The sequence below is a fragment of the Kaistella jeonii genome, from assembly GCF_000812865.1.
Taxonomy (GTDB): domain Bacteria; phylum Bacteroidota; class Bacteroidia; order Flavobacteriales; family Weeksellaceae; genus Kaistella; species Kaistella jeonii.
Genome location: NZ_JSYL01000017.1, coordinates 1 through 24491, shown reverse-complemented (window position 1 = coordinate 24491; position 24491 = coordinate 1). Strand labels below are relative to the sequence as shown.

Sequence of the window (24491 nt, the reverse complement as noted above, 5' to 3'; positions counted from 1 at the left end):
GCTGTAAAAAACGTGCCAAAGTTTTTATATCTGTATTAATAATTTATATTTGTTTTTTCAAACAATAACCGCATGTCGCAAGTCTCAATAACTGAAGTAAAAACAGAAACTGATCTAAAAAAGTTCATCAAATTTCCGATGGAACTTTATAAAAATAATAACAATTATGTCCCGTCTTTAATTAATGATGAAAAAAACATTTGGGACCCCAAAGAAAACCCTGCGTTACAATTTTCAGATGCGAAAAAGTTTCTCGCTTATAAAGACGGAAAAATTGCCGGAAGAATTGCAGTAATATGGAACCATAACGAGGAAAAAGAATTGGGAATCAGCAAAGTACGCTTTGGCTGGCTCGATTTCATTAATGACTTTGAAGTTTCTGAAGCGCTTATCAAAATGGCGATCGATTTTGCAAAAGAGAGAAATATCAAAAAAATTGAAGGTCCGATGGGATTTACGAATCTCGATAAAGCCGGAATGCTGATCATGGGTTTCGATAAGTTAGCGACGATGATCGGATTGTATAATTTTGAATATTATGCTCAACATTTAGAAAAATTAGGTTTAGTCAAGGAAAAAGAATGGGTAGAATATGAAATGGATTTCCCGACGGTTTTGTCTGAAAAAGTAAAAAAATTCAGCGAATTAGTAGCTCAGAAGTACAAGCTGAAAGTTCTCGATTTTAAAAATAAAAAAGAGATCATTCCGTACATCGAACCGATGTTCAAATTGTTGGATCAAACCTACAACACCCTTTCTACTTATACCCCAATTACCGATGAACAGATAAAAACGTACAAGGAAAAATATTTCCCGTTCATCGATAAAAATTATATAATTTGTGTGGAAGACGAAAATCATCAGTTGGTTTCTTTTGCTGTTACGATGCCTTCTTATTCCAGAGCTTTGCAAAAATCTAAAGGGAAATTATTCCCTTTTGGATGGTGGCATTTTTTACAGGCAGGAAAGAAAAATGACCGCGCCAATTTTTATTTGATCGGCATTCATCCCGAATATCAACGTCGCGGAGTTACAGCGATCATATTTAAAGAGATCTTCGTGCGGTTCAATAAGATGGGAGTTAAGTTTGCTGAAACGAACCCAGAACTAGAGGAAAACAAAGGTGTTCAGGCACTTTGGCAAGATTATAATCCAACCAATCACAAGCGAAGAAGAACCTATTCTTTGGAACTTTAATTTTCAACTTTTTATCTATTTTACACCAATGAAGAAACAACTTATCATCTACGTCGTTATCATTTTAGCCTTTGTTGCATACAACCAGTTCTTTCAGGTTCAGGATGAAAGAGTTAACAGTGTGATCAATATTCTTTTTGCCAGCTTTCTATTTTTATACATTGGTTACGTTGCTTATACTGTTTTGAAAAGGTTGAAGGATACGGGTAAAAAATAGTTGTTTTTAATAGTTCTAAATTAAACAAATAGTCTATTTCAATCATATTTGGGAAGCATATATTTCCGCTTTACATCTTTATTCGTTAAATTTGCAGATTGAGAAAATAATGTAGTAATGAATTTACCTGAAAATTATATACCGATTATCATCCAAGCTTTGGTTGCCATTGGTTTTGTAGCGATTTCTCTGTTAGGAGCCCATTTTTTAGGGCCAAGACAGCAAGACAGTACCGTTAATAAAAATAAATCGTTTGAATGTGGTATAGAAAGTGAAGGCGACGCGAGAACTCCTTTTTCTATCCGGTATTTTTTAACGGCGATTCTTTTTGTTCTTTTTGATATTGAAATTGTATTTTTCTATCCTTACGCGGTTAATTTCCGGGAATTTGGATTAGAGGGATTTCTAGCAGTTTCTACATTTGTAGCCATTTTCTTTTTAGGATTTCTATACGTTTTAAAACGTGGCGCTCTCGATTGGGACAAGTAAAATTGAATTTTGTCAATTAAATTGATTTAAAGTTTCTTTTAAAAAATTAAATTAAAATGTCAGAAAATACACCAAAAATAAATACAAACGCTCCTGCTCCTCCGGGACTTGAAGGAGAAGGTTTTTTCGCAACCAATTTGAATAATTTGATTGGTATGGCTCGCTCGCTTTCTCTTTGGCCGCTTCCTTTCGCAACTTCATGTTGTGGAATTGAATTTATGGCGACGATGGGACCCAACTACGATTTGGCTCGTTTCGGTGGAGAAAGAATGAGTTTCTCTCCAAGACAAGCCGATGTTTTGATGGTTTGCGGAACAATTTCTAAAAAATTAGGACCGATTTTGAAGGAAGTTTACACTCAAATGGCGGAACCAAAATGGGTGATCGCAGTTGGAGCATGTGCTTCAAGTGGTGGGATTTTCGATTCTTATTCAGTTCTTCAGGGAATCGACAGAGTAATTCCTGTAGATGTTTATGTTCCAGGATGTCCACCAAGACCAGAGCAAATTTTAGAGGGATTCATGCAGGTTCAGGCTTTAGCAGAAAGTGAAAGTTTAAGAAGAAGAGATCTTCCTCAATATAAAGAATTATTGGAATCTTTTAATATCAATTAATGTATGGAATTTACCAATAATTTTGTTTTAGAAGCTATTACGAGAGAATTTCCGGAGTCAGTAATTTCAAGTTCAGAACCTTACGGAATGTTGACTTTAGAACTTAAAAAAGAAGACCTTAAGAAAGTTGTTCATCACATGAAGGACAGTTCTTTAGGTTTTAATTTCCTTACCGATATTTGCGGAATTCACCACCCAGAAATGCCTGAAAAAGAATTAGGTATAATTTACCACCTTCACAATTTAGTTGAAAATCTTCGGATCCGTCTGAAAACCTTTATGCCTTTTGAAAATGCAGAAGTAGATTCATTAACTGATCTTTTTGCTGGTGCAAACTGGATGGAACGCGAAACTTTTGATTTCTACGGAATTAAATTTAAAGGTCATCCTGATTTAAGGGTAATCCTGAATGATCCGGGTCTCGGTTATCATCCAATGTTGAAACAATATCCTTTGGAAGATGGCACAAGAACCGATAAAGATGATGTAATGTTCGGCAGGTAAAATAATAAATGATCAGTGATAAGTGATGATCGGTTTTAAATCAAATCATTTATCGAAATCAATTATCAATCATAAAAATATGAAAGACAACGCACTCTCCAATATATTAACGCAGTACGAAACAAAGGAACAGATCGATGGTCAGTTATACACCCTCAATTTAGGACCGACGCACCCTGCAACCCACGGGATTTTTCAAAATATTCTGACAATGGACGGAGAGAAAATTCTCCATTCCGAACAAACTGTTGGATATATTCACCGTGCTTTTGAAAAAATATCTGAAAGAAGAAATTTTACGCAGATCACAACTTTAACCGACCGTCTAAATTACTGCTCTTCTCCAATTAATAATATTGGATGGCACATGACGGTTGAAAAATTATTAGGAGTTGAAGTTCCAAAACGCGTACAATACATGCGGGTTATCATGATGGAACTAGCGCGTATTGCCGATCACATCGTATGTAACGCCGTAACCGGAGTTGATACCGGAGCTTTAACCGGATTTACGTATATGTTTCAGGATCGTGAAAAGATCTACGATATGTACGAACAGGTTTGTGGTGCACGTTTGACAACAAACATGGGAAGAATTGGCGGTTTTGAAAGAGATTTCACTCCAAAATTTCATGAACTGGTTCGCGACTTTTTAAAAACTTTTCCAGCGAGATTCAAAGAATTCGGAGATTTATTAGAGAGAAACAGAATTTTTATGGACCGTACCATCGGTGCCGGTTCAATTACTGCTGAACGTGCTTTAAATTACGGATTTACAGGTCCTAACTTACGCGCTGCAGGAGTTGATTACGATGTACGGGTTGCAACGCCCTACTCTTCTTACGAAGATTTCGATTTTAATATTCCTGTTGGCACTTCCGGAGATACGTACGACCGTTTTATGGTTCGTCAAGGTGAAATGTGGGAAAGTTTAAAAATTATTCAGCAAGCAATGGATAATCTGCCGGAAGGACCTTTCCACGCAGATGTTCCTGAATTCTATTTGCCGGAAAAAGCAGATGTATATACCAAAATGGAAGCTTTAATTTACCATTTCAAAATTGTAATGGGAGAAACGGAAGTTCCGAAAGGTGAAGTATATCACGCCGTAGAAGGCGGAAACGGAGAATTAGGATTCTATCTCGTAAGCGACGGTGGAAGATCACCTTACAGATTGCACTTCAGAAGACCTTGCTTTATTTACTATCAAGCTTATCCGGAAATGATTACAGGTTCTGTAATTTCTGACGCGGTAGTAACTTTGAGTAGTCTGAATGTGATCGCTGGAGAACTGGATGCTTAAGAAATTATAAATTTTGGATTTAGAGATTTTAAAATATTCTCGAGATCAATATCAATTAATATTAAAAAACTTAAATTTTAGAATTAAAAATCTAAAATTTAAAATTTAAAATCATAAAAAGTGAGCGAAAATATAGTTTTTAAACCTGAAACATTAGAACAGGTTCATAAAATAATCGCAAGATACCCGGAAGGAAAACAGAAATCTGCTCTAATTCCTATTTTACATTTAGCGCAAAAAGAATTCGGCGGCTGGCTCGCTGTTCCTGTAATGGATTACGTTGCAGAGATTCTAAACATTAAACCGATCGAAGTGTATGAAGTTGCGACATTCTACACCATGTTCAACATGAAACCGATGGGAAAATATGTTTTGGAAGTTTGTCAAACCGGACCTTGTATGCTGAATGGAAGCCATGATATCATCAATCATATTAAAGAAACCCTCAATATTAAAAACGGGGAAACTTCTGCCGACGGACTTTTCACGTTGAAAACAGCGGAATGTCTTGGAGCATGCGGTTACGCACCGATGATGCAGTTGGGGAAATTTTATCACGAACATTTAACAAAAGAAAAAGTAAACGAGATCCTTGAGCTTTGCAGACAGGGACAGATTGCTTTGGATTAATTTTTATTAATAAAAATGAGTAAAAAACTTTTACTTAAAGACGCACATATAGAAGGAATCAGATACTTCGACGTTTACCGCAAACAAGGCGGTTACGACGCTGTAGAAAAAGCCCTCAAAATGACTCCCGACGCAATTACCGAAGAAGTGAAAATTTCCGGGCTTCGTGGTCGTGGTGGTGCAGGTTTCCCCACAGGAATGAAATGGAGCTTTCTGGCAAAACCAGAAGGCGTTGCGAGATATTTGGTTGTAAATGCCGATGAATCTGAACCGGGAACTTTCAAAGACCGTTATTTAATGGAATTTTTGCCCCATCTTTTGATCGAAGGAATGATTATTTCCTCTTTCGCTCTGGGTGCAAATACTGCTTACATCTACATTCGCGGAGAATATTCATGGATTCCAGATATTTTGGAAGAAGCTATTGAAGAAGCAAAAAAAGCAGGATTTTTAGGAAAAAATATTTTAGGTACTGGTTACGATTTAGAAATTTATGTACAACTCGGTGCTGGAGCATATATTTGTGGTGAAGAAACTGCACTTTTAGAATCTCTGGAAGGAAAAAGAGGAAATCCTCGTTTGAAACCACCATTTCCGGCGGTGAAAGGACTTTGGGAATGCCCAACTGTTGTGAATAATGTTGAGACGATTGCAGCAGTTGTTCCGATCATTAATATTAGCGGTGCAGAATACGCGAAAATCGGGGTGGGAAGATCTACAGGAACAAAATTAATTTCAGCTTGTGGAAACATTAACAAACCGGGCGTTTATGAAATTGACATGACCATTTCGGTAGAGGAATTTATTTATTCTGATGAATATTGTGGTGGAATTCCGAATGGTAAAAAATTGAAAGCCTGTATTCCAGGTGGAAGTTCAGTGCCAATTGTTCCGGCAAATTTGTTATTGAAAACCATTAATGGTGAACCGAGAATAATGAATTATGAATCTCTTGCAGATGGTGGTTTTGCCACTGGAACCATGATGGGTTCAGGAGGATTTATTGTTTTGGATGAAGATCAGTCTGTGGTTAAACATACTTTGACTTTATCTCATTTTTATATGCACGAAAGTTGTGGTCAATGTACACCTTGTCGTGAAGGAACGGGTTGGATGTGGAGAATTCTCACCAAAATCGCAAACGGAACCGGAACAATGGCAGATATCGATTTGCTTTGGGATGTTCAAAGAAAGATTGAAGGAAATACGATTTGTCCACTCGGTGATGCCGCAGCTTGGCCGGTTGCAGCAGCAATTCGTCATTTCCGCGATGAGTTTGAATGGTATATTGATAATCCGGAATCTCAAACAAGAAATTATGGATTGGCGAATTACGCAGATCCAATACCAGTTGCTGCAAAAGCGGAATAAAAAAGAAGTTTTATTTAGAAGATATAAAGAACAGAACGTTCTTTTAAAAATGAAGAAAGTAATAATTTTATCAGTACTATTTTTAGGATTTAGTTTTGCCTTTGGGCAGGATCATCCTAAACCAGAACCGTTATCAAAAAAAGGACAAATGTTCGTTTTCTTCGGTTGGAACAGAGGCGCTTTTAGCAAATCGGATATTCACTTTAAAGGAAATGGATATGATTTTCAACTGGATAATGTAGTTGCACACGACCGACCGACGCCTTTTGGAATCGTTTATTTTGATCCGGCTTGGTTTACCGTAGCGCAATATGATGTGAGAATAGGCTATTTTTTGAAAGATGATTTAGCTTTAGTTTTGGGAATAGATCATATGAAATATGTGATGGATCAAAATCAGAGCGTTAATTTCTCCGGAAATATAAGTGATCCGAAATATGCAGCGTATGTAGAGAACGGACAAGTTAATTTAGCAGACGAAAATTTCCTTACATTTGAGCATACTGACGGATTGAACTATGAAAACTTAGGTTTAGAAAAATATAAAAATCTTATTAATAAAGATAAAATAGATCTGATTTGGTCTTACGGTGCAGGAATCGGAGTAATGTTCCCAAAGAGTAATGTAAAATTATTTGGTAACGAAAGAAGCGACCGTTTTCATGTTGCAGGTATTGGAACCGATGTAAGAACGAGTTTAAATTTAGTTTTTTGGAATCACTGGATGGCAAGACTTGAAGCAAAAGCAGGTTACATCAATATGTGGGATATTAAAACGACTTTAAATAATAAACCTGATAAAGCAAGTCAGGATTTTGTATTCGGACAGGTTCTTTTGGGTGTTGGATACACTTTTAATACAAGGAAAAATAATAAATAAGCCGATTGCCACAAGCAAAAAGCCAATAGCGATATTATGAGCGAAGAAATTAAAAAATTCAAGATAACCATCGACGGACAAACGACTGAAGTTTTGCCCGGAACTTCCATTTTGGAAGCTGCGAGACAAATCGGAGGAAAATCTGTACCGCCTGCAATGTGCTATTACAAACCGCTTGAAACAAGTGGCGGTAGATGCAGAACTTGTTTGGTAGAAGTTTCTAAAGGTTCTGATGCAGATTCGCGACCGATGCCAAAATTGGTCGCAAGTTGTAGAACTGGTGTGATGGACGGAATGGAAGTAAAAAACTTAACCTCCGAAAAAACTCAGGAAGCAAGAAAAGCCGTAACCGAATTTTTATTGATCAATCACCCTTTAGATTGCCCCGTTTGTGATCAAGCCGGAGAATGCCATCTTCAGGATTTGGGATACGAACACGGTGTAGAAGGAACAAGAACTGAATTTGAAAGAAGAACTTTCGAACCTGAAGATATTGGTCCGAACATTAAACTTCACATGAATCGTTGTATTTTGTGTGCAAGATGTGTTTTGGCAGCAAACCAACTTACAGAAACAAGAGAACATGGAATTTTATTTAGAGGCGAAGTTGCAGAAATTTCTACCTATCTTAATAAAGCTTTAGACAATGATTTCATCGGAAACGTAATTGATGTTTGTCCGGTTGGAGCTTTAACAGACAGAACTTCAAGATTTGCAAGCAGAGTTTGGTTTACAAAACCGATGAACGCCACCTGTAAATGTGAAAAATGTTCAGGGAAAGCTGTTCTTTGGATGAAAGGCGACGAAATTATCAGAGTTACTGCAAGAAAAGACCAATATGACGAAATCGTAGACTGGATTTGTAATGAATGCCGTTGGGAAAGAAAAGATATTAAATTGTGGGACATTGAAGGACCTAGACATATCGATAGACATTCTGTGATTTCCTTAAATCATTACGAAAAACCTAAAAATATGGTTAGTTTGCTTGATAATCCTGACGCAAAAGAATTGAACGAAAAAGATGACGAAATATCTGACAACCAAACTGATAATAATTTCAAATTAATGTAACATTCAATTTTTGAATGTCAAATTTTATAAAAAATAATGGGTTTATTAACTTTTAAAATCATACTTGTTCTTGCTTTGTTTATACTGGCACTTACTGTTGCAGCCTACTCTACCTGGGCTGAACGAAAAGTTGCTGCTATTATGCAGGACAGAATCGGGCCGAATCGTTCAGGACCTTTTGGTTTATTGCAACCACTTGCAGATGGTGGTAAATTTTTCTTCAAAGAAGATTTTACACCTGCCGCCGCAGAAAAATTTCTCTTTATTGTAGGTCCGTCATTAGTAATGTTTATTTCATTGATCACGGGAGCTGTGATTCCTTGGGGGAAAACGCTGAATATCGGCGGAACTTCTTTCGATCTACAGGTTGCGAATGTTGATATCGGTGTTCTATATTTGGTAGGAATGGTTTCCATCGGAGTGTACGGAATTATGATCGGAGGTTGGGCTTCAAATAATAAGTTCTCTTTGATCGGAGCAATTCGTGCAAGTTCGCAGATGATTTCTTACGAATTAGCGATGGGTCTTTCGATCATTGCAATTATTATGATGGCAGGATCTTTAGATTTAAAGGTGATCGTAGAACAGCAAACTCACGGTAAAATCTGGGGTTTTGTTCCAGAGATCTCCGGAATGAACTGGAATATCTTTTACCAGCCGATCGCTTTCATTATCTTTTTTGTAGCGGCTTTGGCTGAAACGAACAGAGCGCCTTTCGATCTGCCGGAATGTGAAAATGAGTTGGTCAACGGTTATCATACTGAATATTCATCTATGAAATTAGGTTTATACATGTTCGGCGAATATGTAAATATGTTTATCTCAAATGCTTTGATCGTGGTTTTATTTCTTGGTGGTTATAATTATCCGGGAATTGACTGGGTGACGAATCATTGGGGTGAAAATGCTGCCGGTATTTTATCTGTCATTGTATTTTTAATGAAAACATTCTTCGGAATTTTTGTATTTATGTGGATCAGATGGACTTTGCCAAGATTCAGATACGATCAGTTGATGCATTTAGGCTGGAAAAAACTGATCCCGATCGCATTATTTAATTTAATGGCAACCGGCGCAATTATTTTGGCGTACGACCATTTTATGAAATAAGAAAAAAGAAAACGTAATTTTAGCCCCGATTGCAGTGGCATCCTCTTGTAAGGACGAAGGACGAGCATGAGATAGAACGGAAAGCGGGTATAATATTGGAAAGAAGCGATAAATTGGTTGCTTCTTAAATAAAAATAAAAAATATTTCTGAAAATGAAATTAACGAATAGATCAAAAGTGGTCTCGGACAAAAAAATGACTTTCGGGGAGAGTATTTACATTCCTGCGATTTTGAAGGGAATGAAAATTACCATCAGTCATGCCGCAAAAACGGTTTTTGGAAAAGGATTGGCCACGATTTCATATCCTGAACAAGTACGACCGAGGGTGAAAATCTGGCGCGGTGAACACGTGTTGAAACTCGATAATGAAGGTAGAGAAAGATGTACTGCTTGTGGACTTTGTGCGGTTGCATGTCCTGCTGAAGCCATTACCATGACGGCAGCGGAAAGAACCAAAGAGGAAAAAGACCTCTACAGAGAAGAAAAATATGCAGCCGTATACGAAATTAATATGCTGCGTTGTATTTTCTGCGGAATGTGTGAAGAAGCTTGTCCGAAATCTGCGATTTATCTGACCGATAAGTTGGTGAATGTTGAAGAAAACCGCGGAAGTTTTATCTACGGAAAAGATAAGTTGGTCGAAAAAATTAATGCACGAATCGATGTTTCTGAGAGACAAAGTGAGTTGCAGAAAAAAATGATGAAATAAATGGAACAGATCTTATTTTTCTTTGTTGCCCTGGTCGCAATTACAAGTGCCGTTTATTTCGTGTTTGCGAGAAATCCTTTGTATTCAATTTTGTCACTGATCGTCACCATGTTTTCGATCGCGGGTCTTTATATTTTACTCAATGCACAGTTCCTCGGGATTGTACAGATCATCGTGTATGCAGGAGCGATCATGGTATTGTTTTTATACATATTAATGATGCTGAACCTGAACAAAGCGGACGAAAGTAAAAAACAAAACCTCATGAAATTCGCAGGAGTTTTTTCTGCAGGATTATTGTTGATCGCTATTTTGGGAGCATTCAGAGGTTTTAAAGTTGAAGCTGCTGCTGCGAATGTAGATTCCAGTGTAGGTTTAACCAAAAGCCTGGGAAGACTATTGTTTAACGAATACGTTTTGCCTTTTGAGTTGGCTTCGATCCTTATTTTTGCAGGAATTGTAGGAGCAGTATTGATAGGTAAGAAAGACTTATAGAAAATTCGCAGGAATTCACTTCACGTGAGTTCTTTATTTAAAGGAAATTAGATTATATGGAAGGAAATTCATTTATACAAGCCGTTCCGCTGGAATATTTTATTATTCTGTGCTCGGTTTTGTTCTGCTTAGGAGTTTTGGGAGTTTTGGTCAGAAAAAATGCAATCATTATTTTGGGTTGTGTTGAATTAATGCTGAACTCGGTTAATCTTTTATTAGCGGCATTCTCGAGTTACAAAGGCGACGGAAACGGACAGATCCTGGTATTTTTCATCATGGTCGTTGCAGCTGCAGAAGTAGCAGTTGGTTTGGCGATTATCGCAATGATGTACCGGAACACAAAATCTGTGGACATCAGTATTTTTAATAAATTAAGAGGATAAATAGAGGATGGAAAATTTAGTTTACGCAATTATACTTTTACCCTTACTCGGATTTTTAATAAACGGACTTTTCGGCAAGAGTTTGCCCAAAATGGTGGTCGGAACTTTTGGAACGCTTGTCGTTTTTGCTTCGTTCTGTATCGCGGTCAGTTTATTTTTAAAATTTGATGCAGAATCACAACCTGTCGTTGTAAGAGCTTTTGAATGGTTTAGAATTAATGGAATTCAGATTAATTTCGGTTTTCAAATCGACCAACTTTCTTTGATGATGATCATGATCATCACCGGAATTGGTTCTTTGATTCACCTTTACTCTATCGGTTACATGAGCCATGACAAAGGATTTTATAAATTCTTTACCTATTTGAATTTATTTATTTTCTCCATGTTGCTTTTGGTAATGGGAAGCAATTATTTAATTCTTTTTATCGGTTGGGAAGGTGTTGGACTTTGTTCTTACTTGCTCATCGGATTTTGGTATACGAACAAGGAATATGGCGCTGCTGCGAGAAAAGCTTTCATCATGAACCGTATTGGTGATTTAGGAATGATCATCGGGATTTTAATGATCGCCTATCAAACCAATGCTGTAGATTTTTTATCTGTAGCTGAAAATTCTTCAAAATTTACCCTTGATTCTCCGATTATTATTTTTATCACTGCCAGTTTATTTATTGGAGCGGTTGGTAAATCTGCACAGATCCCATTATTTACGTGGCTTCCGGATGCGATGGCGGGACCAACTCCAGTTTCGGCGTTAATTCATGCCGCGACGATGGTAACTGCCGGAATTTATTTGGTTGTTCGTTCGAATTTCCTCTTCTCTTTAGCACCAACAACGATGGATGCCATTCTTTTCATCGGATTGTTAACTGCTTTGGTTGCCGCATTTATTGGACTTCGACAAAATGATATTAAAAAAGTTCTCGCCTACTCTACTGTATCTCAATTAGGATTTATGTTTGTAGCAGTTGGTGTCGGAGCTTATACGACTGCAATGTTTCACTTAATGACACATGCATTTTTCAAAGCTTTATTATTCCTAGGATCTGGTTCAGTTATTCACGCAATGAGCGACGAACAGGATATGAGATTAATGGGTGGTTTAAAGAAAAAAATTCCAATTACGCATATTACTTTCCTCATCGGAACCTTGGCTATTTCAGGATTTCCTTTCCTTTCGGGAATGATTTCCAAAGATGAAATTTTAACCAATGCATACGGTAAAAATCCAATTATTTGGGTGATCTTATTTGCAATTGCAGCAATGACGGCGATTTATATGTTTAGAGCGTATTACTTAACCTTCCAAGGTGAATTCCGCGGAACTAAGGAACAGGAAAAACATATTCACGAAAGTCCAGCGACAATGACAATTCCTTTGATCATTCTTGCGGGGTTATCGGTTGTTGGAGGTTTCATTAATCTTCCGCACTTTATCGGGCAGGGAAATTATTCAAAATTAGCACACTGGCTTGAATCCATATATGTTTATGATGTTGAACTTCCGGAAGTACCTTTTGGAACGGAAATGATCCTTCTTAGTTTAACGGTTGTCATGTTTTTCACAGTTTGGTTTGTGGTTAAAAACATCTACGTCAACAAGAAAAAAATGGCTTTACCAGATGAAAAATATACCGGTTGGGAAAGACTTTCAAACAAAAAATTATTTCTAGATGAATTGTACAACGCAACTTTCGTGAGATTTATCGAAGGTCTTGGTGTCGGTGGAAATATGTTCGAAAAAGGAGTTCTGGGTAAATTCAGTGACTTTATTGGTATTGGTGCCGAAGATTCCGGAAGAGCGGCAAAACGTCTTCAAAATGGAAATGTAGAGAATTATGTTCTCATCATGTCTTTGGCCATCGGAATTATTTTAATTGTTAACTTTATATTACAATAGTAAATGTCGTATCTATTATTAACATTACTACTATTACCTCTCGTAGGTTCTGCATTGGTGTTCGCGTGGAAAAATCCCGCAAGTAAATATTTAGCCCTGGGAATTGCATTTGCACAAATGTTTCTCACGTTTTATATACTGTCGAATTTCGATTTCAAACCTACCGTTGACGGAGTTTTGCAATACGAGATCAATTATCCCTGGTCTAACTTTATCAAAAGCAATCTGCACTTCGGTATTGATGGAATGAGCATGTTATTATTGTTATTAACAAACATTTTAACACCGCTCATCATTCTTTCATCCTTTAATGAAAAACCGGGTTACAAAAACTCTTTCTACGGATTAATTCTGTTGATGCAATTTGGTTTGATCGGAGTTTTCACTTCACTTGACGGATTATTGTTTTACATTTTCTGGGAAGTTACTTTGATTCCAATCTGGTTGATCGCCGGAATTTGGGGACAGGAGAACAAGAAAATTCATTTTACTACGAAATTCTTCGTCTATACTTTTGTAGGTTCGTTGTTTATGTTGATCGGTTTGATCTACGTTTACACACATTCAGCCTCATTTGCTTTAACCGATTTGTATAATGCAGATTTAAATGCTTCAGAACAAACCGTTATTTTCTGGTTTATCTTCCTGGCTTTTGCGGTGAAATTACCAATTTTCCCATTCCATTCCTGGCAACCCGATACTTATACCTATTCGCCAACACAAGGATCCATGCTTCTTTCGGGAATTATGCTGAAGATGGCGATCTACGGACTATTAAGATATTTATTACCAATAACACCGATTCCTATCATGGGAATTTCCGGACAAATTGTTTTGGTTCTCGCCATTATCGGAGTTGTTCATGGTGCTTTGATTGCGATTATTCAAAATGATTCGAAAAGAATTATTGCGTATTCTTCTCTTTCTCACGTTGGTTTAATGACTGCCGGAATTATGGCATCAGCAATCTTAACAATGAAAGGATCTTTAATGATTGAAGGTGCTGAAGGCGCATTGGTTCAAACTTTCGCTCACGGGATCAACGTCGTTGGATTATTTTACTGTGCAGATGTTTTGTATAAAAGATTTAAAACAAGAGATATCCGTCAAATGGGTGGCTTGGCAAAAGTGGCTCCGAAATTCGCAGTGCTTTTCATGATCATTTTATTAGGATCGATCGCACTTCCTTTAACCAATGGTTTTGTAGGAGAATTTATCCTAATAAAATCAATTTTTGATTACAGTATTCTAGCAGCAGTTATCGCTGGAACTACGATGATTTTCTCTTCAGTTTATCTTTTCAGATTTTACGGAAAAGCAATGTTTGGCGAAGGTGACGAAACCGTTTTATCTTCAGTTGGAGATGTATCGCCTGTAGAATTTACGGTCCTGGCAAGTTTGGCAGTGTTTGTTATTCTTTTGGGGATTTTCCCACAACCGATCTTAGATATGGTCGATAGTTCGTTGAAGTTTATTTTCACTTCAATGATGAATTAAAAAAATTAAATAATTAAAGAAAATAAGTGCGGCAGACCGAAGATGTTAATCCAAAGTCACCAATCTAAAAATTTCAAATCTAAATTAAATGGGCGTTTTAATCATTATATTCCTTACCGCAGTTGCCGCATTATTTGCCGGTGTTTTTGAACAGGGAAAATATTCAAGATACATCGGTATTTTGGGTCTCCTCATCGCATTTTATGTAAGTTTCTTGCCAGAATTGGCTTTCTTTAGTCAGTACAAAAGCATGTTCGAGTATGGTGCAAACGCGTCCCTATTTACTAAAATCTCCATCGTTATTACTTTACTGATCTTCTTTTTGGGAGGTTTTGCTTTTAGCAATCACAGAAGCCACCAGTCAGAGTTATATGCTTTAATGTTGATGTCTCTGTGTGGCGGAATTGTACTTTTCGGTTTCCAAAATTTAGTGACCTTATTTTTAGGGATTGAAATTCTTTCTATTCCACTTTACGTTTTGGCTGGAAGTAACAAAAGCGATCTGCGTTCCAACGAAGCTTCTATCAAATATTTCCTGATGGGTGCTTTTGCAACAGGCTTTCTTTTATTCGGAATTGCTTTGATCTACGGAAGTGCAAGTACTTTTGATCTCTATAAAATCCATGAATTCTCGGTATCAAATCCAAAAAATTTAATGTTCTCAATGGGTGCAGTTTTAATGTTGGTTGCTTTGGCTTTCAAAGTTTCCATGGCACCATTCCATATGTGGAGTCCCGATGTTTATCAGGGTTCGCCATCTTTGATCACCGCTTTCATGATGTCGGTTGTAAAAATTGCAGCATTCTTTGCCTTCTTCAAAATGATGACCATCGGTTTCCTCGGAATTACGGGAGAATGGATAAACATTGTTGGTGTATTGATCATTATCACTTTATTCCTCGCAAACGTAATGGGATTAGCACAAAGCAATGCAAAAAGAATGTTGGCTTATTCCTCTATATCTCACGTTGGTTATTTAGGATTAATTTTCTTTGGTTTAAATAGCCTTTCCGCTTATAATTTAGCATTCTATTTATTCGCTTATTCTCTCGCAACGATTGGAGTGATGATGTGTTTGATCTGGGTAGAAAAATTAAAGCGCGAAACTTCTTACGATGCTTTCCGCGGTTTAGCACATTCAGAACCTATTTTAGCAGTAGTTGCAGCGTTATCAATGCTTTCAATGGCGGGAATTCCTTTAACCGCAGGTTTCATGGGAAAATTTGGAATTTTTGCACAGGCAATTAAATCAAGTCCATTCTTAGTTTTGGTCGCAGTTTTGGGTTCAGCAATTTCTATTGCATATTATTTAAGATTAATTATGGTGATGTTTTTCCCGAAAGAAAGCAGTTTCAAAACTTCTGAAAAAGTTTCAGTGACTTACAATATCATTGCGGTATTTATTATTTTTGCTATCATCGCATTGGGAGTTTTCCCTGATTTATTTGCGAAACAGTTTGGATTGTAAAAATTCTACTTTAAAAATATTACAAAACGCAATTCTTCGGAGTTGCGTTTTTTTTGTATAATAAAAGGGAGATGTACCGTTCCTTTTTTTTCCTAAGTACATAAATTGAATGTGATCAAAAAATAATAATTATAATTTTACCTAAATTTGTTTTTAACATACTAAATTATTTATTTATGAAAACAAAACTTACTTTTTAAAAAAAAGCCGAAATATTTTACTAAAAACCATTTCGGAGCGCATGATGAATAAAGGAATAGTTTCCGCTATAATGGTATTAATCATGATGTTTGGCTATAGTATTAACACCAATGCACAAACTACATTAGTTGTACCAAACACTAATGAGGGCAGTGCGTTCATCGGACCTTATGGAAACGCTGCTAGACAATTACAATTTATTATCGACGACACGTTACTCACTTCCCTTGTCGGAAAAAATCTTACGACGATTTCTTTTCGCTTGCCTGCAAGTACGACCGACGCTTGGCCTCCAAATGCTTTGACCATGTCCGCATTTGATATCTATTTGAGTAATAGTGTTGAACCTGCCAATCGACAACTTGATTTTGCTGCCAATGTTGTGGGTACACAAACTAAAGTAAGATCGGGCAGTTTGCTGATTCCTGCAGGTGCTTTAACGGTAGGTTCTAATCCAAACCAATTCAGCTTTAAAATTCCTTTTAGCAGTTCATGGGAATATAGCGGTGGTAATCTTTTGATAGAAATACGCCACAGTGGAACCGGAATATCTTCCAGATCTGTTCACGCAGCTCCAACAAGTTCTGCAGGTTATGGCACGTTGTATTCTGCGCTTTGGCAATCTACAGGAAACGTTTTACAAGGTAACTTTATCTATGTAGAAATTACTGCAGAAAACCAATTAGGTGCAAGTTCAGTAAAAATTGGCGCAAGTCCGACTATTTATCCGAATCCAGTAAAAGATATACTGTTTATAAAATCTGAAAAAGAATTCACTTCTTACTCGGTTTATAATATGGCTGGGCAATTGGTTGCTTCAGATAAAATCTCCGGAAAGCCAATGATGAGTGTATCGCGTCTTCCACTTGGTCAGTATTTACTAAAGTTGACCGATAAAAATGGAAATACGGAGGTTACCCAGTTTATCAAAAAATAAAACTTCTACTTTTCTATAAAATGCCACCTGATTGAAGAATTTGGTGGTATTTTTATTTAAAATATCAGATACATTGAGATGACTTTTAATCAAATGATTAAATCTTTTGTTTAAATCAAAAATTTAATCTTATCTTTGCTGAAGAATTAATATAAATGAAATCAGACGAACTTTCTACGGAAGATAAAATCTTGTTAGCAGCTTCAAAAGTTTTTACAGAAAAAGGCTTTTCTGGCACAAGAACACGCGACATTGCAGAAGAAGCCGGAATTAATTTGGCGCTTTTGAATTACTATTTTCGCACGAAAGAAAAATTGTTCGAACAAGTGATGAAAGTGAAAATCGTCTTATTATTCGGACAAATTATTCCCATTGTTACTAATGAAAAAACAAGTTTAGAAGAAAAAATCGATTTAGCAAGCACTAAATATTTCGATATCTTATCAAAAAATCCAAATCTTCCCATTTTTATTTTAAGTGAAATTCAAAAGAAAACTTCCGATATCAAGTCAATCCTGCCTTTTGAAAAAGTTTTGAATAATTCAATCATAATTAAACAGATCAAAGAAAGAAAACCTGAAGTAGATCCATTTCACTTTCTCCTGAATTTTTTGAGCATGACCGCATTTCCTTTTGTCGTGAAACCTATTTTACAAACTTTTGATTTAATGAACGATGATGAGTTTCACAAATTTGTGGAAGAAAGAAAGACTCTTGTTCCAATCTGGATGAAAATGATACTGGAAAATTAAAATCGCCTTTAAAAAGATAAAAATGAAAATTCTAAAATATTTATTTCTCCTTCTCTTCTTTTCTGGAAATGCGCAAACATTGACTTTAGAAGAATGTTACGGTTTGGCAAAACAAAATTATCCGCTTATCAAAAGACATGATTTAATTGCGAAAACCAAAGAATATAATTTGCAAAATGCCGCAAAAGGTTGGCTTCCTCAAATACAAGTTATCGGTCAAGCAACGTATCAAAATGATGTCACACAATTGCCGCTTAAACTTCCAAATTTGACGATGGATCCTGTAAGCAAAGACCAGTATAAAGTTTACGCAGACATTCAGCAAAATATTTACGACGGTGGAATGGTTGCCAATCAAAAGAAAATAGCAACCATTAATTCAGAAATTGAACTGCAAAAAACAGAAGTTGAAACCGATCAACTGGAAATGAGAATCAACCAAATCTATTTTGGAATTCTTCAAACTGATGAACAACTTCAACAAACGGAATTGATCAAATCTGATTTATCAAGTGGATTGAAAAAAGCTGAAGCACAATTAGAAAACGGCGTCATTTTTAGAAGTAATGTCGATGTTTTGAAAGCGCAACTGGTAAATCTGGAGCAGAAAAAACTGGAACTTCAATTTGTGAAGAAAAGTTTCTTACAAATGCTTTCTCTCTTCATTCAAAAAAATTTAGACGAAACTATTACACTTGTAAAACCTGAAAAAATTCTGATTAAAGACGAAAACAAACGAGCAGAATTGAAACTTTTTGATTTACAAAAACTTGGTTTAGAGCAACAGAAATCAAATATAACCTCAAAAAATCTTCCAAAATTAGGGGCGTTCTTTCAAGGTGGTTACGGAAAACCCGGGTTCAACATGCTGAAAAATGAATTTAATATTTTTTATATCGGTGGTTTACGTTTGAACATTCCAATCTCCGGATTTTATACGAAGAAGAATGATTTGGCTTTGGTTGAAACTCAACAGCAGGAAATTGAGGTGCAGAAAGAAAATTTCCTTTTCAATCAACAATTTCAAACCATACAGAATAATAATGAGCTCGATAAAACTCAGCAACTCATTAATAAAGATAACGAACTCGTTATTTTGCGAGAAAGCATTAAAACAGCCTCTTTAGCTCAACTCGAAAACGGAATTATCACTACCAATGATTATCTGCGAGAAGTAAATGAACTCGACCGAGCGAAAAACCAAAAGATCACACACGAGATTCAATATCTTTTGACGCAATATAATCTCAAAGCGCAACTTAATCAGTAATTAAATTTAATTAACAAGATTTTTAGAATATAAAAAAAACGACTGATGAAAAAATATATTTTTTTTGCAACGACACTTTTTCTTTTTTCCTGCAACAATTCAGACAATAATTATGATGCTTCCGGAACTTTTGAAGCCGATGAAATTTTAGTAACAGCGAAAGCAAATGGAACCATTCTTAAACTTAATCTAGAAGAAGGTCAACAATTAAAACTGAACGAAAAAGTAGGCGAAATTGATCCGAAAAATGTAGAATTACAAAAGGAACAAGTTATTGCAAGCATGGATGCAATCGAACAAAAAACAAATTCAGCCCTACCACAAATTCAAGTTTTACAATCACAGATTTCAGGACAGTCTGCTAATGTTTCTATTTTACAGGAACAACTTCAAAATGCCATACGGGAAAGAAACAGAACTGCAAATTTGGTGGCGAAAGATGCGGCAACGAAAAAGCAACTCGATGATGCAAACGGACAAATAAAAGTCATTCAAAAACAAATTTCTGCTGCTCAAAGCCAATTAAATATCTTGCAACAGCAGATTTCGACGACCAAAGAAAATGTGTCTATTCAGAACCGAGCGATCTTAAGTGAAAGAAAACCGGCGGAAAAAAAAGTTGCACAAATTGATGAACAGTTAACGAACAATACGATTGAAAGTCCAATTTCAGGTATGGTTCTTACCAAATATTTAAACCAAGGCGAATTTGCAATTATTGGAAAACCAATTTTCAAAATGGCAAGTTTAGATTTGATGACTTTAAAAACTTTCATCACAGGAGATCAATTGCCTTTAATAAAAAACGGACAAAAAGTAAAAGTTCTGATCGACGCAGGTGAAGGAAAAACCAAAGAACTTCCCGGAACCATCTATTGGATAAGTTCGAAAGCTGAATTTACTCCAAAAACCATTCAGACAAAAAACGAAAGAGCCAATCTCGTTTATGCCGTTAAAATTCATGTTAAAAATGATGGCTACCTCAAAATCGGAATGTATGGTGACGTCAAATTTTAAGAACTAAAAGCTACTCCCTAAAATCTTCAATATCATTATGAAATCTATCATCGTCAATAATCTCACCAAAACTTACGGCAAAGGCAAAGAAAAGGTCCTTGCTGTAGATAATGTGAGCTTTGATGTGAACCATGGCGAAATTTTCGGTTTGATCGGTCCAGATGGAGCGGGAAAAACTTCCATATTCAGAATGTTGACCACGGTTTTGCTACCAAATTCTGGTTCTGCTTCGATAGAAGATTTAGATATTGTAAAAGATTATAAAAAAATAAGAAAGATTCTGGGATATATGCCTGGAAGATTTTCACTCTATCAGGATTTAACTATTGAAGAAAATTTGGAGTTTTTTGCCAGCGTTTTTAATACAACTATTGAAGAAAATTACGATTTGATCAAAGATATTTACGTTCAAATAGAACCCTTTAAAGATCGAAGAGCAGGCAAATTATCAGGTGGGATGAAACAGAAATTGGCATTGTGTTGTGCTTTAATTCACAAACCAAAAGTTTTATTTCTGGACGAACCTACAACCGGTGTAGATCCTGTTTCTCGAAAAGAATTCTGGGAAATGCTTCAAAGATTAAAAATACAAGGAATTACAATGGTCGTCGCAACACCTTATATGGATGAAGCTGCTTTATGCGATAGAATTGCATTAATGCAGGAAGGAAAAATCCTTTCAATTAACACTCCGGAAAATATTAGCAATTCTTACCCTGATTTTCTTTTCGAGATAAAAGCAGGAAAAACTTCAATCGTTTTGCATGCTTTAGAAAATTTCGATCAAAAGAAAAATGTTTATGCTTACGGCGAATTTGTACATCTGAGTATTGAGAAAAATGAAAATTTTGACCCTTCAACAATTATAGAATATCTACAAAAAGAAGGTTTTGAAAATATCGAAATCAATCCTATAAAAGCCAGTATCGAAGACAGTTTTATCCGTTTATTATCTCACCATTAAAATGAATATTGAAAATCAAAACATCGCCATTAAAGCAGAAAATATCACCAAAGTCTTTGGAGATTTCACTGCGGTAGATCACATCAGTTTTGAAGTGAAAAAAGGAGAGATTTTCGGTTTCCTCGGTGCAAATGGTGCTGGAAAAACTACCGCGATGAGAATGTTCAGCGGACTTTCAATTCCAACTTCCGGAACTGCGACTGTTGCAGGTTTTGATGTTTATAAAGAGACCGAAATGATTAAAAAAAATATCGGTTATATGAGTCAGAAGTTTTCGTTATACAATAATCTGACGGTGAAAGAAAACCTGAATTTCTTCGGCGGAATCTACGAAATTCCGAGAAAAGAACTGAAAACAAAACGGGATGAACTCATCAAAGAACTGGGTCTAGAAAATGAAAAAAATAAATTGGTTTCGCAACTTCCATTGGGTTGGAAACAGAAATTGGCTTTCTCTGTTGCCATTTTTCACGAACCGCAAATTGTATTTTTAGATGAGCCAACTGGAGGAGTAGATCCTGTAACTCGCCGACAATTTTGGAATATGATTTACGAAGCTTCGGATCGTGGAATTACCATTTTTGTAACCACGCATTATATGGATGAAGCCGAGTATTGCGATCGAGTTTCGATAATGGTTGACGGAAAAATTGCAGCTTTAGATACTCCCGCAAATTTGAAAAAACAATTCAGTGCAAAAACTATGGATGATGTTTTTTATGAATTAGCGAGAGGTGCGAAACGAGTTGAATAAAGTAGAAAAATGAAACAGTTAATAACTTTTGTAAAAAAAGAATTCTGGCACGTTTTGCGTGACAAAAGAACGCTTTTTGTTCTTTTCGGAATGCCGGTTGTGCAGGTTCTGCTCTTTGGGTTCGCTTTAAGTACCGAAGTGAAAAATACCAAAATAGGTGTTTTAGATCAAGATAAATCCCAGAATTCTATTGAATTGATTTCAAAAATTAGTGCCAATCAGTATTTCGATATTGAACATAATTTGAAATCTATTGATGAAGCAGAAGACGCTTTCAAAGGTGGAAAAATAAAAATGATTTTGGTTATTCCTGCCCAGTTTTCGCAGAACATGAACGGTGGAAAAAAAGTCCAGTTACAATTGATAACTGACGGGACCGATATTAATATGGCGAATCAAATCTATAATTTTATGTCGAATATTATTATGAATTTTTATGGTCAACAAACGCTGCAACCCAATTCTGGCGTTCAACCCGAAATAAGAATGCTCTTCAATCCACAACTAAAAGGCGCACCAAATTTCGTTCCCGGTGTCATGGCATTTATCCTATTAATCATCTGCGTTTTGATGACCGCGATTGCAATCGTTCGCGAAAAAGAATCCGGAACCATGGAAATATTGCTGGTTTCTCCCATGAAACCGTATATTATTATTTTAGCAAAAGCAATTCCCTATTTTATTTTATCGATGATTATTTTGGTTTCCATCTTAATTTTAAGTGTAACCGTTCTCGATTTACCCATCAAAGGAAGCATCCTTTTACTCTTTGGCATCAGCATTATATTCATCATCACCAATCTTTTAATCGGAATTGTAATTTCAATTTTAACCGACAGTCAGCAAACTGCCATGTTGATTGCGCTCGTCGGAACCATGCTTCCAACGCTTATGTTGAGCGGTTTTATGTTCCCCGTGGAAAATATGCCAATTCCTTTGCAGATGATCGGAAACGCAATTCCCGCAAAATGGTATTACGAAATTGTAAAAAATATTATGATCAAAGGAACAGGATTAGAAGTCGTCTGGAAACACGTTTTAGTTCTTTTAGGAATGATGACTTTCCTCTTCATCATCGCGGTGAAAAAATTTAAAATAAGATTAGAATAAATTATGGCAGACAATTCCGCCTTCCACTCCCGCTTTTTTGCCTATGTAGATTTATTAATAATTAAAAATTTGAGTCAGGCAAAAAGAGCTCCGTTCAAGTCGGGCTGCAAAGTAGGTGTAAAATAAAAAAGCAGATTAAAATAAAACTTCGAATCTATAGACCTTTTCCAAACTTTTTAACCAGTTAATAAAATAGAACTTTGTGACTTTGTGGTTAAAAAACTTTAAGTAAAATAAAAAAAATGTTTAGAACATTATCCATATTAATCAAAAAAGAATTCCTGCAAATCTTCCGGAACAAATCAATTCTGGCCATTATTTTCGTGATGCCTGTAATTCAATTGGTCATTCTTCCTCTGGCAGCAAATTATGAAATAAAAAATATTAAAATCGCCGTTGTAGACCACGATAAATCAACAGAATCCCGGGAACTCATCCGAAAAATCACCGCTTCTGGATATTTTAAAATAATAGAATATGGCGAGAATTACAATACTGCTTATCAAGAAATTGAAAAAGATAAAGTCGATTTGATTCTAGAAATTCCAAATAATTTCGAGAAAAATTTAGTTAAAGAAAATAACGAAAAAATTCTACTCGCAGTAAATGCGATTAACGGAACAAAAGCTGGTCTCTCTGCAAGTTATCTCGCCGAAATTCTACAGAATTACAATCAGCAAGTTCAGTTAGAAATAAATCCCGAACTGGAGAGTGCAAAGAAAATTTCGGGTGTAGAAATCGTACCAAAGTTTTGGTTTAATGAGAAGTACAATTACCGACTTTCGTTGGTTCCAGGAATATTGGCTTTTCTGGTGACTTTAATTGGAGGTTATTTGACGGCTTTAAATATCGTAGAAGAAAAAGAAATTGGAACCATCGAACAAATAAATGTGTCTCCGATTAAGAAAAGAGATTTCATCTTAGGAAAACTCATTCCTTTTTGGATCTTGTCCATGGTCGCATTTAGCATTGGACTTCTGGTCACGATTTTTGTTTACAAAATTCAGATGCAGGGAAGTTTCTTGCTGCTCTATGGATTTATTTCTGTCTACTTGGTTGCCATTTTAGGAATGGGACTTTTAGCTTCAGTTTATAGTGAAACCCAACAACAATCGATGTTTATGGTTTTCTTTTTCATGATGATTTTCATTTTGATGAGCGGACTTTTCACGCCAACAGAAAGCATGACCGATTGGGCGAAATATATTGCGTACGTAAATCCCGTGACTTACGGAGTTGACGGAGTTCGTTTAATCATGTTGAAAAATAGTGGCTTTATGGATTTATTACCCCACTTTGGATTTATCACAGGATTGGCAATTGTGGTGATTTCTTGGGCAGTTTTACGATATCAAAAAACTAATTAAAAAAAATTGAAATTGAAACCAATGAAATTGATGAAAGAATTACGAAAATTAAGATTCATCAATTAATAAAAAACATAATGATAAAGAAATTAATTTATTAACATTACCCGTAGTGCATTATAAAAGGTTATTCATAATACGATAAAAAATCGTATATTGTATTGACTACCAATCTAATACAGTATGAATAACCTGGAAGCAATTTACGATTTTATTTTAAATCAATTGAGAGAATTAACACCAATTGAAAATTTTTATTTTAAACCGATTAAA

26 protein-coding genes and 1 pseudogene are annotated in these 24491 nt (G+C 35.9%); all 27 read left to right on the top strand.

Going from position 1 to position 24491, the window contains the following annotated elements:
* Positions 1-72 precede the first annotated feature (72 nt).
* Positions 73-1197, top strand: coding sequence for a GTP cyclohydrolase (locus tag OA86_RS14485; RefSeq protein WP_039354800.1), 1125 nt, complete (start codon positions 73-75; stop codon positions 1195-1197).
* A 28-nt stretch (positions 1198-1225) separates the two neighbouring features.
* The gene (locus OA86_RS14480; RefSeq protein ID WP_039354797.1) at positions 1226-1414 is read left to right on the top strand and encodes a hypothetical protein; all 189 of its coding nucleotides are present in this window, start codon (positions 1226-1228) and stop codon (positions 1412-1414) included.
* A gap of 117 nt (positions 1415-1531) precedes the next feature.
* Complete coding sequence (locus tag OA86_RS14475; protein ID WP_039354794.1) at positions 1532-1903, top strand: NADH-quinone oxidoreductase subunit A; 372 nt, start codon at positions 1532-1534, stop codon at positions 1901-1903.
* A 56-nt stretch (positions 1904-1959) separates the two neighbouring features.
* On the top strand, positions 1960-2517 hold the full coding sequence (locus OA86_RS14470; RefSeq protein ID WP_039354791.1) for an NADH-quinone oxidoreductase subunit B: 558 nt from the start codon (positions 1960-1962) through the stop codon (positions 2515-2517).
* Positions 2518-2520: 3 nt separating this feature from the next.
* Entirely contained in the window at positions 2521-3021 is a 501-nt protein-coding gene (locus tag OA86_RS14465; RefSeq protein WP_039354788.1) for an NADH-quinone oxidoreductase subunit C, read from the top strand.
* 79 nt (positions 3022-3100) lie between these two features.
* The gene (gene nuoD, locus OA86_RS14460; RefSeq protein WP_039354824.1) at positions 3101-4324 is read left to right on the top strand and encodes an NADH dehydrogenase (quinone) subunit D; all 1224 of its coding nucleotides are present in this window, start codon (positions 3101-3103) and stop codon (positions 4322-4324) included.
* A gap of 120 nt (positions 4325-4444) precedes the next feature.
* Entirely contained in the window at positions 4445-4954 is a 510-nt protein-coding gene (locus OA86_RS14455; RefSeq protein WP_039354785.1) for an NADH-quinone oxidoreductase subunit NuoE family protein, read from the top strand.
* A gap of 15 nt (positions 4955-4969) precedes the next feature.
* Positions 4970-6325: an NADH-quinone oxidoreductase subunit NuoF gene (nuoF, locus tag OA86_RS14450; protein ID WP_039354782.1), complete on the top strand. Its 1356-nt coding sequence runs from the start codon at positions 4970-4972 to the stop codon at positions 6323-6325.
* A 49-nt stretch (positions 6326-6374) separates the two neighbouring features.
* On the top strand, positions 6375-7205 hold the full coding sequence (locus tag OA86_RS14445) for a hypothetical protein (RefSeq protein ID WP_039354821.1): 831 nt from the start codon (positions 6375-6377) through the stop codon (positions 7203-7205).
* A 36-nt stretch (positions 7206-7241) separates the two neighbouring features.
* Positions 7242-8279 carry an NADH-quinone oxidoreductase subunit G gene (locus OA86_RS14440; RefSeq protein WP_039354780.1) on the top strand — a complete coding sequence of 346 codons (1038 nt, stop codon included), beginning with the start codon at positions 7242-7244 and terminating at the stop codon, positions 8277-8279.
* Positions 8280-8315: 36 nt separating this feature from the next.
* Positions 8316-9389 (top strand): NADH-quinone oxidoreductase subunit NuoH, encoded by a 1074-nt coding sequence (gene nuoH / locus OA86_RS14435; RefSeq protein WP_039354777.1) that lies wholly within the window; start codon positions 8316-8318, stop codon positions 9387-9389.
* Between the two features lie 153 nt (positions 9390-9542).
* Entirely contained in the window at positions 9543-10100 is a 558-nt protein-coding gene (locus tag OA86_RS14430; protein WP_039354775.1) for a NuoI/complex I 23 kDa subunit family protein, read from the top strand.
* The gene (locus OA86_RS14425) at positions 10101-10595 is read left to right on the top strand and encodes an NADH-quinone oxidoreductase subunit J family protein (protein WP_039354772.1); all 495 of its coding nucleotides are present in this window, start codon (positions 10101-10103) and stop codon (positions 10593-10595) included.
* A 56-nt stretch (positions 10596-10651) separates the two neighbouring features.
* On the top strand, positions 10652-10978 hold the full coding sequence (gene nuoK, locus OA86_RS14420) for an NADH-quinone oxidoreductase subunit NuoK (protein WP_039354769.1): 327 nt from the start codon (positions 10652-10654) through the stop codon (positions 10976-10978).
* 7 nt (positions 10979-10985) lie between these two features.
* Positions 10986-12881: an NADH-quinone oxidoreductase subunit L gene (gene nuoL / locus OA86_RS14415; RefSeq protein WP_039354766.1), complete on the top strand. Its 1896-nt coding sequence runs from the start codon at positions 10986-10988 to the stop codon at positions 12879-12881.
* A gap of 3 nt (positions 12882-12884) precedes the next feature.
* Positions 12885-14378, top strand: a complete 1494-nt coding sequence (locus OA86_RS14410) for a complex I subunit 4 family protein (RefSeq protein WP_039354763.1) — start codon at positions 12885-12887, stop codon at positions 14376-14378.
* 88 nt (positions 14379-14466) lie between these two features.
* Positions 14467-15846: an NADH-quinone oxidoreductase subunit N gene (locus OA86_RS14405; protein ID WP_039354760.1), complete on the top strand. Its 1380-nt coding sequence runs from the start codon at positions 14467-14469 to the stop codon at positions 15844-15846.
* 241 nt (positions 15847-16087) lie between these two features.
* Positions 16088-16984, top strand: coding sequence for a T9SS type A sorting domain-containing protein (locus OA86_RS14400; protein ID WP_039354756.1), 897 nt, complete (start codon positions 16088-16090; stop codon positions 16982-16984).
* Between the two features lie 155 nt (positions 16985-17139).
* Positions 17140-17736 (top strand): TetR/AcrR family transcriptional regulator, encoded by a 597-nt coding sequence (locus OA86_RS14395; protein ID WP_039354752.1) that lies wholly within the window; start codon positions 17140-17142, stop codon positions 17734-17736.
* 22 nt (positions 17737-17758) lie between these two features.
* Complete coding sequence (locus tag OA86_RS14390) at positions 17759-19006, top strand: TolC family protein (protein ID WP_039354749.1); 1248 nt, start codon at positions 17759-17761, stop codon at positions 19004-19006.
* A gap of 45 nt (positions 19007-19051) precedes the next feature.
* On the top strand, positions 19052-20023 hold the full coding sequence (locus OA86_RS14385; RefSeq protein ID WP_039354746.1) for an HlyD family secretion protein: 972 nt from the start codon (positions 19052-19054) through the stop codon (positions 20021-20023).
* Positions 20024-20060: 37 nt separating this feature from the next.
* The gene (locus tag OA86_RS14380) at positions 20061-20987 is read left to right on the top strand and encodes an ABC transporter ATP-binding protein (RefSeq protein WP_039354743.1); all 927 of its coding nucleotides are present in this window, start codon (positions 20061-20063) and stop codon (positions 20985-20987) included.
* 1 nt (position 20988) lies between these two features.
* The gene (locus OA86_RS14375; protein ID WP_074781438.1) at positions 20989-21741 is read left to right on the top strand and encodes an ABC transporter ATP-binding protein; all 753 of its coding nucleotides are present in this window, start codon (positions 20989-20991) and stop codon (positions 21739-21741) included.
* Positions 21742-21750: 9 nt separating this feature from the next.
* Positions 21751-22851, top strand: a complete 1101-nt coding sequence (locus OA86_RS14370) for an ABC transporter permease (RefSeq protein WP_039354741.1) — start codon at positions 21751-21753, stop codon at positions 22849-22851.
* Between the two features lie 3 nt (positions 22852-22854).
* The gene (locus OA86_RS16065) at positions 22855-22977 is read left to right on the top strand and encodes a hypothetical protein (protein ID WP_260242002.1); all 123 of its coding nucleotides are present in this window, start codon (positions 22855-22857) and stop codon (positions 22975-22977) included.
* A gap of 116 nt (positions 22978-23093) precedes the next feature.
* Positions 23094-24218 carry an ABC transporter permease gene (locus OA86_RS14365; protein ID WP_039354739.1) on the top strand — a complete coding sequence of 375 codons (1125 nt, stop codon included), beginning with the start codon at positions 23094-23096 and terminating at the stop codon, positions 24216-24218.
* Positions 24219-24401: 183 nt separating this feature from the next.
* A pseudogene (locus OA86_RS16230) lies at positions 24402-24491 on the top strand (IS982 family transposase); the annotation flags it as partial.